This is a genomic window from Afipia massiliensis (genome assembly GCF_001006325.2).
Taxonomy (GTDB): Bacteria; Pseudomonadota; Alphaproteobacteria; order Rhizobiales; family Xanthobacteraceae; genus Afipia; species Afipia massiliensis_A.
The window spans coordinates 888947-906379 of the sequence record NZ_LBIA02000001.1; the positions used below are offsets into that span (position 1 = coordinate 888947).

At 62.5% G+C, this 17433-nt stretch carries 16 protein-coding genes; 6 read left to right on the forward strand and 10 right to left on the reverse strand.

Annotation, left to right across the window (positions count from 1 at the left end; all coding sequences use genetic code 11):
• Positions 1-365: 365 nt before the first annotated feature.
• The 10 genes from YH63_RS04130 to YH63_RS04175 form a co-directional block, all read right to left on the reverse strand.
• The gene (locus YH63_RS04130) at positions 366-1415 is read right to left on the reverse strand and encodes a sulfate/molybdate ABC transporter ATP-binding protein (protein WP_046828703.1); all 1050 of its coding nucleotides are present in this window, start codon (positions 1413-1415) and stop codon (positions 366-368) included.
• The gene (cysW, locus tag YH63_RS04135; protein WP_046828702.1) at positions 1405-2271 is read right to left on the reverse strand and encodes a sulfate ABC transporter permease subunit CysW; all 867 of its coding nucleotides are present in this window, start codon (positions 2269-2271) and stop codon (positions 1405-1407) included. The genes YH63_RS04130 and cysW (YH63_RS04135) overlap by 11 nt, the downstream gene beginning before the upstream one ends.
• Positions 2272-2283: 12 nt before the next feature.
• Positions 2284-3126, reverse strand: a complete 843-nt coding sequence (gene cysT, locus YH63_RS04140; RefSeq protein ID WP_083992641.1) for a sulfate ABC transporter permease subunit CysT — start codon at positions 3124-3126, stop codon at positions 2284-2286.
• A gap of 26 nt (positions 3127-3152) precedes the next feature.
• Positions 3153-4169, reverse strand: a complete 1017-nt coding sequence (locus YH63_RS04145; RefSeq protein WP_137325284.1) for a sulfate ABC transporter substrate-binding protein — start codon at positions 4167-4169, stop codon at positions 3153-3155.
• 142 nt (positions 4170-4311) lie between these two features.
• Positions 4312-5061, reverse strand: a complete 750-nt coding sequence (locus YH63_RS04150) for a phosphoadenylyl-sulfate reductase (protein ID WP_046828700.1) — start codon at positions 5059-5061, stop codon at positions 4312-4314.
• A complete protein-coding gene (locus YH63_RS04155; protein WP_046828699.1) occupies positions 5058-5570 on the reverse strand; it encodes a DUF934 domain-containing protein in 513 nt (170 codons plus the stop codon). Before YH63_RS04155 ends, YH63_RS04150 begins: the two co-directional genes overlap by 4 nt.
• Positions 5557-7212 (reverse strand): nitrite/sulfite reductase, encoded by a 1656-nt coding sequence (locus YH63_RS04160; protein WP_046828698.1) that lies wholly within the window; start codon positions 7210-7212, stop codon positions 5557-5559. Before YH63_RS04160 ends, YH63_RS04155 begins: the two co-directional genes overlap by 14 nt.
• 26 nt (positions 7213-7238) lie before the next feature.
• Entirely contained in the window at positions 7239-7550 is a 312-nt protein-coding gene (locus tag YH63_RS04165; protein WP_046828697.1) for a DUF2849 domain-containing protein, read from the reverse strand.
• The gene (cysG, locus tag YH63_RS04170; RefSeq protein ID WP_046828696.1) at positions 7547-8983 is read right to left on the reverse strand and encodes a siroheme synthase CysG; all 1437 of its coding nucleotides are present in this window, start codon (positions 8981-8983) and stop codon (positions 7547-7549) included. Before cysG ends, YH63_RS04165 begins: the two co-directional genes overlap by 4 nt.
• A 38-nt stretch (positions 8984-9021) precedes the next feature.
• On the reverse strand, positions 9022-9300 hold the full coding sequence (locus YH63_RS04175) for a hypothetical protein (RefSeq protein WP_046828695.1): 279 nt from the start codon (positions 9298-9300) through the stop codon (positions 9022-9024).
• Positions 9301-9334: 34 nt separating this feature from the next.
• Between YH63_RS04175 and cysD the strand changes: the two genes are divergently transcribed.
• From cysD to YH63_RS04205, 6 genes are all read left to right on the forward strand, one after another.
• Positions 9335-10129: a sulfate adenylyltransferase subunit CysD gene (gene cysD, locus YH63_RS04180; RefSeq protein ID WP_046828694.1), complete on the forward strand. Its 795-nt coding sequence runs from the start codon at positions 9335-9337 to the stop codon at positions 10127-10129.
• An 18-nt stretch (positions 10130-10147) separates the two neighbouring features.
• Positions 10148-12070, forward strand: a complete 1923-nt coding sequence (gene cysC / locus YH63_RS04185) for an adenylyl-sulfate kinase (protein WP_046829761.1) — start codon at positions 10148-10150, stop codon at positions 12068-12070.
• A gap of 28 nt (positions 12071-12098) precedes the next feature.
• Positions 12099-13103 carry a thiosulfate ABC transporter substrate-binding protein CysP gene (gene cysP, locus YH63_RS04190; protein WP_046828693.1) on the forward strand — a complete coding sequence of 335 codons (1005 nt, stop codon included), beginning with the start codon at positions 12099-12101 and terminating at the stop codon, positions 13101-13103.
• 122 nt (positions 13104-13225) lie between these two features.
• Positions 13226-14053: a sulfate ABC transporter permease subunit CysT gene (cysT, locus tag YH63_RS04195; protein WP_046828692.1), complete on the forward strand. Its 828-nt coding sequence runs from the start codon at positions 13226-13228 to the stop codon at positions 14051-14053.
• Positions 14053-14931 carry a sulfate ABC transporter permease subunit CysW gene (gene cysW / locus YH63_RS04200; protein ID WP_046828691.1) on the forward strand — a complete coding sequence of 293 codons (879 nt, stop codon included), beginning with the start codon at positions 14053-14055 and terminating at the stop codon, positions 14929-14931. Before cysT (YH63_RS04195) ends, cysW (YH63_RS04200) begins: the two co-directional genes overlap by 1 nt.
• A 208-nt stretch (positions 14932-15139) precedes the next feature.
• Positions 15140-17302, forward strand: coding sequence for a malate synthase G (locus tag YH63_RS04205; protein WP_046828690.1), 2163 nt, complete (start codon positions 15140-15142; stop codon positions 17300-17302).
• Positions 17303-17433 lie beyond the last annotated feature (131 nt).

A 17433-nucleotide genomic window follows, 5' to 3' on the forward strand; every position in this document is an offset into this window, starting at 1 on the left:
TAGCGAACTTCGGATTCAAAAGGACACTAGCAAATTATAATTCTAGTGTGGTTTTGGTTCGCAAGTCCGCAAATGGACGTGCTGAGAAAATGTTGCGGACTTGCGAACCACCACACTAGTCGGCGTTTGTTGCACACCAACAGTGGCTGAAAGGTGAACGGGGAAGGGATTGGTTTCGGCAAGGAACCACATGTCCGGTCGTCCCCGCGAAAGCGGGGACCCAGTCTTTTTGAAGAGCTGGATTCCCGCTTTCGCGGGAATGAGCGGAGAGGATCGTACCCTTAGCGATGAAGGAAGCGCCCCTCACCCGGATCGCAAGAGCGATCCGACCTCTCCCCGTAAGAACGGGAGAGAGGTAAGCAAGATCAGGAGGCCGCCGGAAACAGCCGGTAGCGCCGAGGCTGCAGGCTGACCACGTCGCCGGGCTTGAGATCGCGGTCGCGCGGCGCGTCGATCTCGATCAGGGTCTCGTTGGCGCCGTTATGCAGCACCACGTCGGCGCGCTGGGTCGGCCCGAACGCACGCACGTGCTTGACGTCGCCCTCGAAGATGCCGCTGCCGTTCGGCACGATCGAAACATCATGGCGGCGGATGAAGAGGTTCGACGGACCCGACGCCGCATCGCGCGGCTCGAGGTTCAGCACCTTGTCGCCGAGCCGGACCTTGCCGTCCGACACCTGCACCGGCAGCACGATGGATTCGCCGATGAAGCCGTGAACGAACGCCGTCGCCGGATTGTCGTACACATCACCGGGCGTGCCGATCTGCTCGATCTTGCCCTTGTCCATCACCACCACGCGGTTGGCGACTTCCAGCGCTTCTTCCTGATCGTGGGTCACGAAGATCGAGGTGACATGAATCTCGTCGTGAAGCTGACGCAACCAGCGGCGCAGTTCCTTGCGCACCTTGGCATCTAACGCGCCGAACGGCTCGTCCAGCAGCAGAATGCGCGGCTCGATGGCGAGCGCGCGCGCAAGCGCGATGCGCTGACGCTGGCCGCCGGACAACTGGCTCGGATAGCGGTCCGCCAGCCAGTCGAGTTGCACCAGATCGAGCAGTTCCTTCACCCTCTTCCGAATATGTACCTCGTCCTTGCGGATGGCGCGCGGCTGCACCCGCAGGCCGAAGGCGACGTTCTCGAACACGCTCATGTGCCGGAACAGCGCGTAATGCTGGAACACGAAGCCGACGTGACGCTCGCCGGCGCCGCGCGACAGCGCATCTTCGCCGTCGAAGATCACCGAGCCTTCGTCGGGCCAGTCGAGGCCGGCGATAATGCGCAGCAGCGACGTCTTGCCCGATCCCGACGGCCCGAGCAGCGCCACCAGCTCGCCGGTGGCGACCTTGAGATCGACATTGTCGAGCGCGGCAAAGGTGCCGAACTTTTTCACGATGTTGCGGACTTCAATCGTCACTTGCGGTCTGTCCTTCTTCGAGATGGCTTTCGAGGACCGTTTTCACGATCAGCGTGACGAGCGCCAGGAAAGCGAGCAACGACGCGATCGCGAACGAAGCCACAAACTGGTACTCATTGTACAGGATTTCGACGAGCAGCGGCATGGTGTTGGTTTCGCCGCGGATGTGGCCGGAGACCACGGAAACCGCGCCGAATTCGCCCATGGCGCGGGCGTTGCACAGCAGCACGCCGTACAGGATACCCCATTTGATATTGGGGATGGTCACGCGCAGGAAGGTGCGCAGCCCGGACGCGCCGAGCGAAATCGCCGCCTCTTCCTCCTGGGTGCCCTGCTCCTGCATCAGCGGGATCAACTCGCGCGCCACGAACGGGAACGTCACGAACGTGGTCGCCAGCGCGATGCCGGGCACCGCGAACAGGATCTGCACGTTGTGTTCCATCAGCCAGGCGCCGAAATAACCCTGGGCGCCGAACAGCAGCACGAACACCAGGCCCGAAATCACCGGGCTGACCGAGAACGGCAGATCGATCAGCGTGATCAGAAACACCTTGCCGCGAAACTCGAACTTCGCGATGGCCCATGCGGCGATCACCCCGAAGACCAGGTTGAGCCCCACCGATATCGCGGCGACGGTCAGCGTCAGCCGGATCGCGGAGAGCGCTTCCGGGTCCGACAGCGCCGCGAGATATGCGCCGATCCCTTTCGAGAACGCCTCGGTGAACACCACGACCAGCGGCAGCACCACGAAGATGGTCAGGAAGGTAATCGCAATGGTGATGAGGGTCCATCGCACCAAAAAAGGCTCGGTGCGAATCTCGTGCGCCGACGGCGTTGCGGGTCTGTTGATCACCATGATCGTTGCCGCCTAGACCGCAACCGAAACGCCGCGCGTCTGCGCCCAGCGTTGAATGCGGTTGATGGTGAAGATGATAAGGAATGAGACGATCAGCATGATCACGGCAATCGCGGTGGCGTCCGCATAACGGAATTCCGACAGCCGGATCACGATCAGCAGCGGCGCGATTTCCGACACGTTCGGCAGGTTTCCGGCAATGAAGATCACCGAACCGTATTCGCCGACGGCGCGCGCAAACGCCAGCGCAAAGCCGGTCAGGATCGCAGGCGTCAGGCTCGGCAGGATCACGCGCCGGATGATATCCCAGCGCGACGCGCCGAGCGATGCCGCCGCCTCCTCGACCTCGATTTCGAGATCGATCAACACCGGCTGCACCGTGCGCACCACGAACGGAAACCCGATGAAGATCATCGCCACGAAAATGCCGATCGGCGTGAAGGCGACCTTGATTCCCATCTCAGCCAGCGGCGCGCCGAGCCAGCCCTTTTGCGCGAACAGCGCGGTCAGCGCGACGCCGGCCACGGCGGTCGGCAGCGCGAACGGAATATCCACGATAGCGTCGAAGATCCGGCGGCCGGGAAAGCGATAGCGCACCAGCACCCAGACGATGATCATGCCCATCACGAGATTGACGAGCGCGGCCAGGAACGCGAGGCCAAACGAAATCCTCAGCGCATTGAGGGTGCGGCGCGCGGTGAGAATGCCCCAGAACTGATCGAGCGACAGTTCGAATGTCTTGAGAAAGAGACCCGCGAGCGGAATGAGGACAATAATGGATAGCCATGTGAGCGTCAGCCCCATGGTGAGGCCAAAACCCGGCAATGCCCGTCGTCGTCCCGTTCCTCCGCTCACGATGCCCCCATCATTCCGCGTTCAGATCAGTTCTTGTAGATCTGATCAAAAACGCCGCCCTCGGCGAAGTGTTCCTTTTGCGCCTTGGTCCAGCCGCCGAACACGTCGTCGATGGTGAAAAGGTTAACCTTTGCAAAGGAGTCCGCATACTTCTCGCCGACCGCGGCATCGCGCGGGCGATAGAAATTCCGCGCCGCGATTTCCTGGCCTTCCTTGGTGTACCAGTATTTCAGGTAAGCTTCAGCGGCGGCACGGGTGCCTTTCCTGTCGGCCACCGTATCCACCAGCGCAATCGGCGGCTCGGCCAGGATCGACAGCGGCGGCGCCACGATCTCAAACTTGTCCTTGCCGAATTCCTTCACCGCAAGGAAGGCTTCGTTCTCCCAGGCCAGCAGCACGTCGCCGACGCCCCGTTCAACGAACGTCACGGTTGAGCCGCGCGCGCCCGTATCGAGCACCGGCACATTCTTGAAGACGTCGCCGACAAACTTCCTTGCCTTGTCCTCGCCGCCGTACTTCTTCAGCGCGTAGCCCCACGCCGCGAGATAATTCCAGCGCGCGCCGCCCGACGTCTTGGGATTCGGCGTGATGACCTGCACGCCGCTCTTCACCAGATCGTCCCAGTCCTTGATGCCCTTGGGGTTGCCCTTGCGCACGAGGAACACGATGGTCGAGGTATAGGGCGACGCATTCTGCGGAAGCTTTGCCTGCCAGTCCTTCGCGATCAGGTTCTTGCCCGCGATCGCGTCGATGTCATAGGCGAGCGCCAGCGTCACCACGTCGGCTTTCAAACCATCGATCACCGAGCGCGCCTGCGAACCCGATCCGCCATGCGACTGCTTGATCTCGATGCTCTTGCCGGTTTCCTTCTGGTACGCGGCGGAGAACGCCTTGTTGAAATCGGAGTACAGCTCGCGCGTCGGATCGTACGACACGTTCAGCAGCGACACATCCGCGGCAAGCGCAGAACCGGCCCAGATCAAACTTCCGGCCACCAGGAGACGGGCGATAACAGGATTGGGGCGAACCATTTCAAGCTCCATTCGAACTGACGGCATCATCGCCATCAGGGAAGGCGTGAAACTCTGGAAATCGCGTGGTTATGTCAACGAAACCGGATTTCATTCTTAGCAAGCTTGCTGGACAAACGTTCCAAGAAATCGCGATTTTCAAGAAGGCAAAATTTTAAGAGGTTTTGGTGACGTGAATACCGCACTCCGTCTTGCCTCTGTCGCGCCAACGGCCCGCGCGCGGATCCTCGCCGGGGAGCGTGCGGCTGGTGCAAGGCATACACCCGATCGAGCTGAATCCGGATGCGACCAATGGATGCGGCGGAAGATCCATGGCCGCATACAGCGCTTTCAACTCGTCCTGCAACACATTGGCGAGCGGATTGAATTTCAGCCGCGCACCATCGGCTTCGACGACAGGAATTGCGGCGCGGTCGCCGCCCTGAAACCGCTTGCGGCCGTTGATCCAGCCGTCGAACGACGACAGTGCACGCGCCAGCGGTTCCACCTTGCGAATGAAGCAGCACTGATCCGGATTCGAAAACCACAGATCGCGATCCTTGTCCTCGCGCGCGAGCGTATCGCTCAGCGGATGAATCGTGCGCACATCGGTCAATCCGAGAAGTTTGGTCAGCGTGTCGCGATAGGCCAGCGTTTCCTCGAACAGCCAGCCGGTATCGAGAAACACCACCGGAATCGCCGGATCGACATCGGCTGCAATCTTCAGCAACGCCGCGGATTCCGTGCCGAACGACGACACCACGGCGAGCCTGTCACGGCCAACCTGCCGTACCGCAGCGGCGATGATTTCCGCCGGCGACGCCTTGGCGAGCGCGCGATCAAGCTCAGCGGCCTCCGCAACGATCAGCGATGACGAAGGGGCAGCAGGAGCCTGCGACAGGAACGACGGTGCAGCGGTCGTCATGAGCGCACTCCTTCCGGCAGATGCATCAGCCGGCGGTGAAACGCGGTGATGCGGCCGTCGCCGGTCGGCTGATAGAACACCGAATAGCGCTTCGCGACATTGGCGAAGGCGTCGGCGTCGCTCTGCTTCTTGACCTCAAAAGCATCAAACCCGGCGCGCAGCATGAACACGAACTGGTCGCGCAGCACCTGACCGATGGCGCGCAACTCGCCCCGAAACTTGAAACGCTCACGCAGCAGCCGCGCCTGGGTGTAGGCACGCCCGTCCCGGAACACCGGAAACACCAGCGCCACCGCCGCCAGTCTGTCGAGATGCGGCAGCAGATCGTCGACGTCGCGGTTGTTCGGCCAGATCACGCCGGTCTTGTCCTTGCGCGACAGCGCAGCCTCGGGATCGGCAAGAAACCGCTCGGCCGTGATCAGCACCGCGCCGTCAGCGGGAAGCTCCGCGTCGTCGGCCAGATGCACGTAGTCGTCGGCGACGACGGTGTTGCCCTTAACGAGTGGCATAGACCCGCTCCTTGAAAGGCTCGACGCCGAGACGCTTCACCGCATCGACGAACAGTTCATCGGGACGCTGGCGCAGCGCCAGATAGGCCTCGACGATATCTTCGATCACATCGGCAACCTGATCGAACGGCACCGCAGGGCCGACGAGATGGCCGAGCACGGCATTCTCGTCGGCGCGGCCGCCGATGGTGATCTGGTAAAATTCCTCGCCGTTCTTCTCGACGCCGAGAATACCGATATGGCCGACGTGATGATGGCCGCAAGCATTGATGCAGCCGGAGATATTGACGTGCAGCCGGCCTATCAGGTTGGCGGTGTCGTGATTGGCGAACCGCCGGGTGATTTCCTGCGCGATCGGGATCGAGCGCGCATTTGCCAGCGAGCAGTAATCGAGGCCGGGGCATGCGATGATGTCGGTGACCAGATTGACGTTCGGCGTCGCGACGCCGATCTTGTCGAGCGCGCGCCACAGCGCCGGCAGGTCGCGCCTGGCGACATGCGGCAGCGCCAGATTCTGTTCGTGACCGACGCGGATTTCGCCGAACGAATACTTCTCAGCCAGATCGGCAATCTCGTCCATCTGCTCGGCGGTGGCGTCGCCCGGAGGACCGCCGACCGGCTTGAGCGACAACGTCACGATGCCGTAGCCCGGCGCCTTGTGTGCAGCGACGGAGTTCTTGTACCAGGCCTCGAAATTCGGATTCTGCAGCGCCTTTTTCAGTTCATCCGGCGTATCCGAAAGCTTTTCGTACTTGGGATAGAAGAAGCGCGAGCGGATGTCTTCGACCTCGGCGGCGTCGAGCGCCAGCGCGCCGTCGCGCATCTGCACCCACTCCTCCTCGACCTCCTGCTTGAACTTCTCGATGCCAAGCTCGTGCACCAGGATCTTGATGCGCGCCTTGTAGATGTTGTCGCGGCGGCCGTACTGATTGTAGACGCGCAGGATCGCCTCGACATAGCTCAGGATGTCGCGGTGGCTGACGAATTCGTTGATGGTCTTGGCGATGAACGGGGTGCGGCCAAGACCGCCGCCGACCAGAACCTCGAAGCCGCTTTCGCCCGCCGCGTTCCGGTGAATGCGCAGGCCGATATCGTGAACCTTGATGGCGGCGCGGTCGTGATCGGACGCAGTGATCGCGAACTTGAACTTGCGCGGCAGGAACGAGAATTCCGGATGCAGCGTCGAATACTGGCGCAGGATTTCCGCCCAGATGCGCGGGTCCTCGACTTCGCCCGGCGCGACACCGGCCCACTGGTCGGAGGTGACGTTGCGGATGCAATTGCCTGAGGTCTGCATGCCGTGAATGCCGACCTTGGCGAGATCAGCCAGCGCGTCGGGCAATTCGGCCAGCTTGATCCAGTTGTACTGGATGTTCTGCCGGGTGGTGAAGTGGCCGTAACCGCGGTCGTACTTGCGCGCGACATGCGCCAGCGCCCGCAGCTGCTTCGACGACAGGGTGCCGTAGGGGATCGCGATCCGCAGCATGTAGGCATGCAGTTGCAGATAGACGCCGTTCATCAGCCGCAGCGACTTGAATTCGTCCTCGGTTAGCTCGCCGGACAACCGGCGCGCGACCTGATCGCGAAACTCCGACACACGTTCGTTGACGATGGTCCGGTCGAGTTCGTCGTAAGCATACATAACGATTGCCTTGAAGGTGTCGCGGCTCAGGCCGAGACGAGAAGATCGATGGTGACGCCCTGCTGGCGGATTTTCTCGCGCAGGTTGCCGGGCCGGATGCCATCCTCGCCGATCTCCACCGGCGCGATGTAGGCGCCGACCGCGCCGATATCATCGGCGACCGACTCCGCGAGCAGCGCGCGTGCGTCGTCGGCGGTCCGCACGATGGCGGCGTCGGACAGTCTGTCCGACCATCGATGCGCGGGCGTCCGGTAAATCACCGCGCCGTCGCCGGTGCGGTTGGCCGTGACAATGGAGGGACCGGTGATCTTGATTTTCTGTTGCAGAGGTGAGGTCATTCGGCAGCCATCAATAGGTCAGAGATGAGGTCATCGGGGGTTGCTTGCAGATTTCCATTCCGCCATGGAGCGGAGCGGGAAACGACGTCGCCAATGATCAGGATTGCGGGACCGGGCTTCACCTGATCGGCGAGTGACGGCAGATCGCGGAGCTTGCCGACCACGGCCTTTGAATCCGGCCGCGTCACCCGCGCGAACACGCCGACCGGCGTATCGGGCGAGCGTCCCGCTTTGAGCAGGCCTGCACGAATGGTCGGCGCCGCCGTCATGCCCATGTAGACAACGACGGTCATTTTGGTGTCGGTCAGCGCGGACCAGTCGACATTGCCGGCATCTTCCGCCTTGTGTGCGGTGAGGAAAGTGATGCGCAGCGCCTCCTGACGATAGGTCAGCGGCACTTCGGATTCTGCGGCGGCACCGAGCCCGGCGGTGATGCCTGGAATGACGGCATAAGCGACGCCCGCCGCGCGCAGCGCCGCGATTTCCTCGCCGCCGCGCCCGAAGATGAAAGGATCGCCGCCCTTCAGCCGCACCGCGCGTTTACCGGACTGTGCAGCCTCGATCAGCAGGCGATGAATCTTGTCCTGGCCGATGCCGGGTTTGCCGACACGTCGGCCGACCGGCACCCGCGCGGCGTCACGGCGCGCGCGGTCGAGAATTTCAGGCGATACAAGATCATCGTAGAAAACGACGTCGGCGTCTTGCAGCGCGCGCAGCGCCTTGACGGTGAGCAGATCGGGATCGCCCGGCCCTGCGCCGACCAGCGTGACGATGCCCTCGCCGCCGCTTGCCGCAAACGCCACCGGATCATGAATCGATGTCAGCTTGCGCTCGGCGTCGTCAACGCGCCCGGCCAGAACGTCCGCGCCGATCGGGCCGTCGATCACACGCTCCCAGAACAGCCGGCGCATCGCCACTTCGGGAAGCTTCGCCTTGATGGCGTCGCGCCAGCGCCCGGCGAACGATGCGAGATCGCCGATGCGCGCCGGCAGCAGTGTTTCGATCCGTTCGCGGACACGGCGCGCAACCACAGGCGAAGCACCACCGGTGCCAACTGCAACGACCACATCGCCGCGATCGACGATGGCCGGGAAGATGAAAGTCGAATGCGCGACCTCGTCCATCACGTTGACGGGAATGCCGCGCGCACGCGCGCGCGCCGCCATGGCGTGACCGGTCTCACCGGCGCCTGCGCACAGAATTGCAATGACGTTGGAAAGATCGGCGGTGAGCGGATCGCCGTCAGCGCGTTCGACGCGCGCGGCTGACGCAGCATCAAGCCGCGAGAGATCGTGTTGGCCATCGGTGGCGAACCATCGCACGCGCGCATCCGCCGCCAGCAGCAGGCGCAATTTGGCCTGCGCAAGCTCGCCCTCGCCGACCAGAACGACTGGTCCAGCTTGCAGATCAAGGAATACCGGCAAAAACCGCATGCGAAACTCCGCTTCCCCATTTACAGGGTTGACTGAAATTATTTTCTATTTATGTATCTTGCAAGCGGCATAAAGAGAAAATTATTTCTTCTACGCTGCGATGCAAAATTGGAATTTAGTACCACAAACGCAGCGCAAAAGAGATGCTTCTTCTCGAGCCCCATCCGGATGGCGATCAGCCCCGTCTGAGTGCCGCTGCATCTTTCCCAAGCAAAGGCCTGCGGGCGCAGCCCGCGCCCGTGACGGAGTAATTCCATGGCGAATTCCTTGGCGACCTCTTTGGCAAACTCTCCGGCGTCCAACTCGCCCGCATCCAAGTCTGCCGCACCGTTGATATCGTCCGTGCCTTCAATGGATCATCTCGACGAGCTCGAAGCGCAGAGCATCTACATTTTCCGCGAGGCCTTCGCCCGTCTGAAAAAGCTCGCGCTGCTCTGGTCGCTCGGCAAAGATTCCAACGTGATGATCTGGCTGGCGCGCAAGGCGTTCTTCGGCAAGGTGCCGTTCCCCGCGCTGCACGTCGACACCCAAAAGAAATTTCCCGAGATGTATGCCTTCCGCGATCAGTACGCGAAGGAATGGGGTCTCGATCTGAAAGTCGATTTCTGCCCGCCGATCGAGGAGATCGATCCGACGCTGCCGCCCGCCGCACGCTCGGCCGCGCGCAAGACGGAAGGCCTGAAGCTCGCACTCGCCAAATATGGCTTCGACGGATTGATCGCCGGCATCCGCCGCGACGAGGAAGCCACCCGCGCGAAAGAGCGCGTGTTCTCGCCGCGCGGGCTTGAGGGCGGCTGGGACGTGCGCGATCAGCCACCGGAATTCTGGGATCACTTCAACGCGTCGCCGCCGCAAGGCGCGCATCTGCGCATCCATCCGATCCTGCATTGGACCGAGGAAGACATCTGGGCTTACACCCAGCGCGAAAACATTCCGATCATCCCGCTCTACCTGTCGAACAACGGCAAGCGCTACCGCTCGCTGGGCGATCAGGACATTACCAACCCGGTCGTATCGAACGCCTCGAACATCGATGAAATCCTGACCGAACTGAAGGGCACGAAAGTGCCGGAGCGCGCCGGCCGCGCGCTCGACCATGAAACCGAAGATGCCTTCGAGCGGCTTCGTGTCGCCGGCTACCTCTGACGCGGAATGAGCGCCCTCATGAACATCGCTGTCACCAAGGCTTCCCTCGCACCTGCACCGAACGGCGTGACCACCCGCCCGCAGGTCCGCATCGTCATCGTCGGCCATGTCGATCACGGCAAGTCCACGCTGGTCGGCCGCCTGCTGCATGAAACCGGCAGTCTCCCGGACGGCAAGCTGGAAATGCTGCAGGCCGTCAGCGCGCGGCGCGGCATGCCGTTCGAATGGTCGTTTCTTCTGGACGCATTGCAGACCGAGCGCGACCAGGGCATCACCATCGACACCACGCAGATCCGCTTCCGCACGCCCTCGCGCGACGTCGTTCTGATCGATGCGCCGGGCCATGCCGAATTCCTGCGCAACATGATCACCGGCGCATCGCAGGCCGACGGCGCCATTCTCATTATCGATGCGCTGGAAGGCGTGCGCGACCAGACCCGGCGCCACGGCTATCTGCTGCATCTGCTCGGCGTCAAACAGGTCGCCGTCGTGGTCAACAAGATGGACCGCGTCGACTACAGCGCGGCCCGCTTCAAGGAGATCAGCAACGAGATTTCAGCGCATCTCACCAGCCTCGGCGTTACGCCCACCGCCATCGTGCCGATTTCGGCGCGCGACGGCGACGGTGTCACGGAGCGCACCGCCAACATCAACTGGTACGATGGCCCGACCGTGGTCGAGGCCATCGACGGCCTGACCCCGGCGCGCGCGCTGGACGAACTGGCGCTGCGTCTCCCCGTGCAGGCGATCTACAAGTTCGACGACCGCCGCATCGTCGCGGGCCGCGTCGAATCCGGCGACATCGGCACCGGCGACGAAATCGTCATCATGCCCACCGGCAAGGTCGCCAAGGTGAAATCTGTCGAGAGCTGGCCGCAGACACCGGTTTTCGGACGGCAAGGCGCCGGCCGCTCGGTCGGCATCACGCTCGATCGTGAACTGTTTCTGGAACGCGGCGATGTGATCGCCCACGTCAAGGCTGCGCCGCGCGACACCCGCCGTCTGCGCGCCCGCATCTTCTGGCTGCACGACGCCCCTTTGAAGGCCGGTGCATCGGTTCTGGTGCGGCTCGGCACCATGGAAACCCGCGCTTCGATCGTCGCCATCGATAAGGCGGTCGATCCCGGCGAACTCGCGAGCATCGAAACATCCTCCATCGGACGCAATCATGTCGGCGAGATCGACATCTCGCTGGCGAATCCTGTCGCCGCCGATCCCTACACCGACAATCCGCGCACCGGACGCCTCGTGATCGAGGTCAATGGCCGCATCGCCGGCGGTGGCCTCGTGCTGAGCGTCGATTCCGGACAGCGCGCCATTCCCGTCGACATCGTGCCGGTCGAATCCGCGCTACGCCCGGAAGAGCGCTCGGCGCGGTACGGACACGGCGGCGCGGTGGTCTGGCTGACCGGCCTGCCCGGCTCCGGCAAATCCACGTTGGCGCGCGCGCTTGAGCGCAAGCTGTTCAGCCGCGGCGGCTCGCCGCTGCTGCTCGACGGCGACACCTTGCGCGCAGGTCTCAACGGCGACCTCGGCTTCTCGCCGAAGGACCGTGCCGAAAATATCCGCCGCCTGGCTGAGATGGCGACGCATCTCGCGCGCAACGGCCATATCGCCATCGTCGCGGCCGTCTCGCCCGCCAGCGATGACCGCGCGCAGGCGCGGCGCATCGCCGACAATCTGTTCCGCGAAGTCTATGTGGCGACCCCGGCCGCGGTTTGCGAAAGCCGCGATCCGAAGGGCCACTACGCCAAGGCGCGCGCCGGAAACCTGCCGAGCTTTACCGGCATCGCCAACGACTATCAGCCGCCGGCCAATGCCGAACTGACCATCGACACCTCGACACGTTCGGTCACTGAGGCCGCCGACGAGATCGAGCGATTGCTGGCGGGAACAGGCGTGCTGTTCGGCGAACTGAACGATCTCGCGGCGAACATCTAAATCCAAATCGATTTACAGGAGAGATACCTTGCGCAAGATTCTCATCGCTCTCGCCGCCAGCGTCAGCATCGCCTCATCCGCGCAGGCGCAAACGCCGAACACGCTTCTGAACGTCTCCTACGACATCGCCCGCGAACTCTATGCGGCGATCAACGTCGAGTTCGCCAAGCAGTGGAAGGCCAAGACCGGCCAGGACGTGACCATCAACCAGTCGCACAATGGCTCCACGCGTCAGGCCCGCGCCATCCTCGAAGGACTCGAGGCCGACGTCGTGACCTTCAATCAGGTGCCGGACGTGCAGGTGCTGCACGACAAGGGCAAGCTCATTCCGGCCGACTGGCAGAAGCGGCTGCCGAACAATTCCTCGCCGTATTATTCGCTGCCCGCATTCCTCGTGCGCGCGGGCAACCCGAAGAACATCAAGGACTGGGACGATCTGGTGAAGCCCGGCGTGCAGGTGATCTTCCCGAATCCGAAGACCTCGGGCAATGCCAAGTACACTTATCTGGCCGCCTACGCCTTCGCCAAGAGCAAGTACGACAGCGCCGAGAAGGCCGATGAATTCGTCAAGAAGCTGTTCGGCAATGTGCCGGTGTTTGATACCGGCGGCCGCGCCGCGACCACGACCTTCGTCGAACGCCAGACCGGCGACGTGCTGATTACGTTTGAAGCCGAAACCAACGGGATTCGCGACATTGCCGGTGCCGACAAGTATCAGGTCATCGTGCCGTCGCAGAGCCTGCTGGCTGAATTTCCGGTGGCCGTGATCGACAAGTTCGCCGACAAGCACGGCACGCAGGCGCTCGCCAAGGCCTATCTGGAATTTCTGTACACGCCGGACGGACAGACCATTCTGGCCAAGCAGTACAACCGCGTGAACGACAAGACGGTCGCGGAGAAATTCAAGGACAAGTTCCCGGCAGTGAAGCTCGTCACCATCGAGAAGGAATTCGGCGGCTGGGACAAGGTCAACGCCGAGCACCTCAATCCCGGCGCGAAACTCGACCAGCTGTTCGGCGGCGCGAACAGGTAAGCGACCGTTTCGTCATTGCGAGCGAAGCGAAGCAATCCAGAGCACAAGAACTGGATTGCTTCGTCGCTTCGCTTCTCGCAATGACGAATCCTTATTTTCGTTTCAGAAGTGGATGATTTGAATTGCGGCGCCGGGTCATCCCAGGTTTCGGACTGGCATTGGGAACAACCGTTCTCTATCTCGGGGCGATCGTGCTGCTGCCGTTGTGCGCGCTGCTGCTGAAAGCCTCGGGGATCGGACTGACGCAGCTCGGCGAGATCCTCTCGTCGCCGCGCACGCTGGCGGCGATCAAACTGACCGTCTCGATGGCCTTCGCGGCCACTATCTTCAATGCAATCTATGGCCTGCTGCTGGCATGGGTGCTGGCGCGCTACAGTTTTCCCGGCAAACGCATCCTCGATGCGCTGGTCGATGTTCCGTTCGCGCTGCCGACCGCCGTCGCAGGCCTCGCGCTGACAGCCCTGTTCGCGAAGAACGGATGGTTCGGTGCACCGCTCGACAAAATCGGCATCACAGTCGCCTACACGCCGCTCGGCATCGCCCTCGCCATGGCCTTCACCAGCATTCCCTTCGTGGTGCGCACGGTGCAGCCCGTTATCGAGGATCTCGGTTCGGAGGTCGAGGAAGCAGGCCGCTCGCTCGGCGCCAGCGATGTCCAGATTTTGTGGAAGATCATTTTTCCGGCGATCTTCCCGGCATTCCTCGCCGGATGCTCGCTGTCGTTCGCGCGCAGCCTCGGCGAGTTCGGCGCGGTGATCTTCATCGCCGGCAACCAGCCGATGAAAACCGAGATTGTCGCGCTGCTGACCTTCATCCGGCTCGAGGAATACAACTACGAGGCGGCAGCAGCGATTGCCGCCGTGATGCTGGTGATGGCGTTCATCATGCTCGTCATCACCAATGCCGTGCAGGTCTGGCACCTGCGGTACGTCGGGCGCGGAGAAGTGTGATGTCGATTGCATCGGAGCGCGACAGCGAACAGGCCGACTGGATGCACCATCCGGTCGGCGGCGGCATCGTCACCCGGCGGATCGTGCTGTGGACCGTGCTGGTGCTGACCGCGCTGTTTCTTGTCGCCCCCCTGGTGCTGATCGTCACGTCGGGATTTTCCCTGGGCGTCGGCGTTTTTCTGCGCAACCTGACCGAGCCGGCGACGGTCCACGCCATCTTCCTGACACTGCTGACGGCGCTCGTCGTCGTGCCGATCAACATCCTGTTTGGATTGGCGGCAGCGTGGACGGTGACCAAGTTCGATTTCCGGGGCAGGACGCTGCTGATCGCGCTGATCGAGCTGCCCTACTCGATTTCGCCGATCGTCGCCGGTGTCGCCTATCTGTTCGTCTACGGCTCGCAGGGCCTGCTCGGTCCGCTGCTGGATTATCTGGACATCAAGGTGATGTTCGCGCTACCGGCGATTTTTCTCGCGAGCCTGTTCGTGACCGCACCGTTTGTTGCGCGCGAACTGATTCCGCTGATGCAGGTGCAGGGCACTGACGAGGAAGAAGCCGCGGTGACGCTCGGCGCGGGCGGGTTCACCACGTTCTGGCGGGTCACGCTGCCGAACGTCAAATGGGCCGTGGTCTACGGGGCTATCCTCTGCAACGCGCGCGTGATGGGTGAATTCGGCGCGGTGTCGGTGGTATCCGGCAACATCCGCGGGCAGACCACGACACTGCCGCTGCAGATCGAACTGCTCTATCAGGACTACAATGTCGTCGGCGCCTTCGCCGCCGCGACGGTGCTGACCGCCGTCGCCCTCGTCACGATCCTGATCAAGGTCACGCTCGAGCGCTACAGCGAAGTACCGCAGAGCGGAATTGGCCACTAGCGACGGCTGAATACCCCGCGAAATCAGCCGTGGGATAGCCTCGGCGAAGGCGGTGGTATACGCCTTTCGGACCCGGGGAAGGGTCTTCTCTTTTGCCCTTTTTTGGCGTTAAAACCTCCCCGCCACGCCGCCCGTGTCAGCGGCAATCACCATTCATCCTGAAGCCCTGAGACGGCGTCGTTTTTCGCCGTTCTCCGTGAGATTTATCATGAAACGTATCGATGCCAGCGGTTTGAAGATCGCGCCTGTTCTGTTCGACTTTATTGCCAAGGAAGCGACCGCCGGCACCGGCATTGCGTCCGACGCCTTCTGGGCGGGCCTCGCAGGAATCGTCAAGGATCTCGCCCCGCGAACGCGCGACCTGCTCAAAACCCGCGACGCGCTGCAGGCCAAGATCGACGACTGGCACAAGGCGAACAAGGGCAAGGCGTTCAACATGGACGCCTACACCGCCTTCCTGAAGGAAATCGGCTATCTGCTGCCGGAGCCGGCAGCGAAGGACGTTCAGACCGCGAATGTCGATGAAGAACTCGCCAGCATGTTCGGGCCGCAGCTCGTCGTGCCGCTGACCAATGCCCGTTATTCCCTGAACGCTGCGAACGCGCGCTGGGGCAGCCTGTATGACGCGCTCTACGGCACCGACGCCATCCCGCACGACCCGTCAGAGGGCGGCAAGGGTTACAACAAGGCGCGCGGCGACAAGGTCATCGCCAAGGCCAAGACGTTTCTCGATCAGGCCGTGCCGCTCGCGACCGGCAACCACAGCGACGTCACCGCCTATCACATCGAACACGGCCAGCTTGCCGCCAAGCTCAAGAGCGGCAACGCCACCGCGCTCAAGAACAAGACCCAGCTCGTGGGTTATCAGGGCGATGCCGCCTCTCCGACCTCGATCCTGCTGATCAACAACGGCATGCACATCGACGTGCAGATCAACCGCAACAACACCATCGGCAAGGACGATCCGGCCGGCGTCGCCGACATGATCCTGGAATCTGCGGTCTCGACCATTCTCGATATGGAAGACTCGGTCGCCGCCGTCGATGCCGACGACAAGGTTCTGGTCTACCGCAACGTGCTCGGCCTGATGAACGGCACGCTGTCGGCTGACTTCGAGAAGGGCGGCAAAACGCTGACCCGCGCCCTCAACGCCGACCGCACCTACACCGCGGCGGACGAGAAGGGCAAGGTGACCCTGCACGGCCGCAGCATGATGCTGATCCGCAACGTCGGCCATCACATGTACACCGACGCCGTGCTCGACAGCGAGGGCCAGGAAATTCCGGAAGGCATCCTCGATGCCGCCGTGACGGGATTGCTGGCGCTTCACGACCTGAAGGGCAAGACCAAGCTGAAGAACAGCCGCGCCGGTTCGGTCTACATCGTCAAGCCGAAGATGCACGGCCCGGATGAAGTCGCGCTCACGGTCGACCTGTTCGACCGCGTCGAGAAGATGCTGTCGATGACCGCCAACACCATGAAGGTCGGCATCATGGACGAGGAGCGCCGCACCACGGTGAACCTCCAGGCCTGCATCCAGAACGCCGCGCAGCGCATCTGCTTCATCAACACAGGCTTCCTCGACCGCACCGGCGACGAAATCCATACGTCGATGGAAGCGGGTCCGATGATCCGCAAGAACGACATGAAGGCGCAGCCCTGGATCAAGGCCTACGAGGACTGGAACGTCGATATCGGTCTGGCCAACGGCCTGCCGGGTCACGCCCAGGTCGGCAAGGGCATGTGGGCTGCTCCCGACAAGATGGCCGACATGCTGACGCAGAAGATCGCGCATCCGCAGGCCGGCGCATCCACCGCCTGGGTGCCCTCGCCGACGGCTGCGACGCTGCACGCGCTGCACTATCATCAGGTCGATGTCGGCGCACGGCAGAAGGAACTGAAGAGCCGGGCGAAGGCGAAGCTCTCGGACATCCTGACGATTCCGGTTTCGAAATCGAATTGGGCGCCGGACGACGTCAAGCAGGAGATCGACAACAACTGCCAGGGCATTCTCGGCTACGTCGTGCGCTGGATTGATCAGGGCGTCGGCTGCTCCAAGGTGCCGGACATTCACGATGTCGGCCTGATGGAAGACCGCGCCACGCTGCGCATCTCGGCGCAGCATCTCGCCAACTGGTTGCATCAGGGCGTCGTCACCAGGGACCAGGTGATGGAATCCCTGAAGCGCATGGCCGCGATCGTCGACAAGCAGAACGCCGGCGATGCGCTTTACAAGCCGATGGCGCCGAAATTCGACGGCGTCGCCTTCCAGGCCGCCAGCGACCTGATCTTCAAGGGCCGCGAGCAGCCGAACGGCTACACCGAGTTCATCCTGCACGCACGCCGCAAGGAAGCGAAGCTCGCAGGCTGACACCACGACACTTTCATGACGAAAACCCCGGCCTTGCGCCGGGGTTTTTGTTTGAGCGGACCTTATTACCAATGCGTTTTACGGTTTACGCCATCTTAACAGCGCGTCGTGAATGATCGATTCGGTGGCAG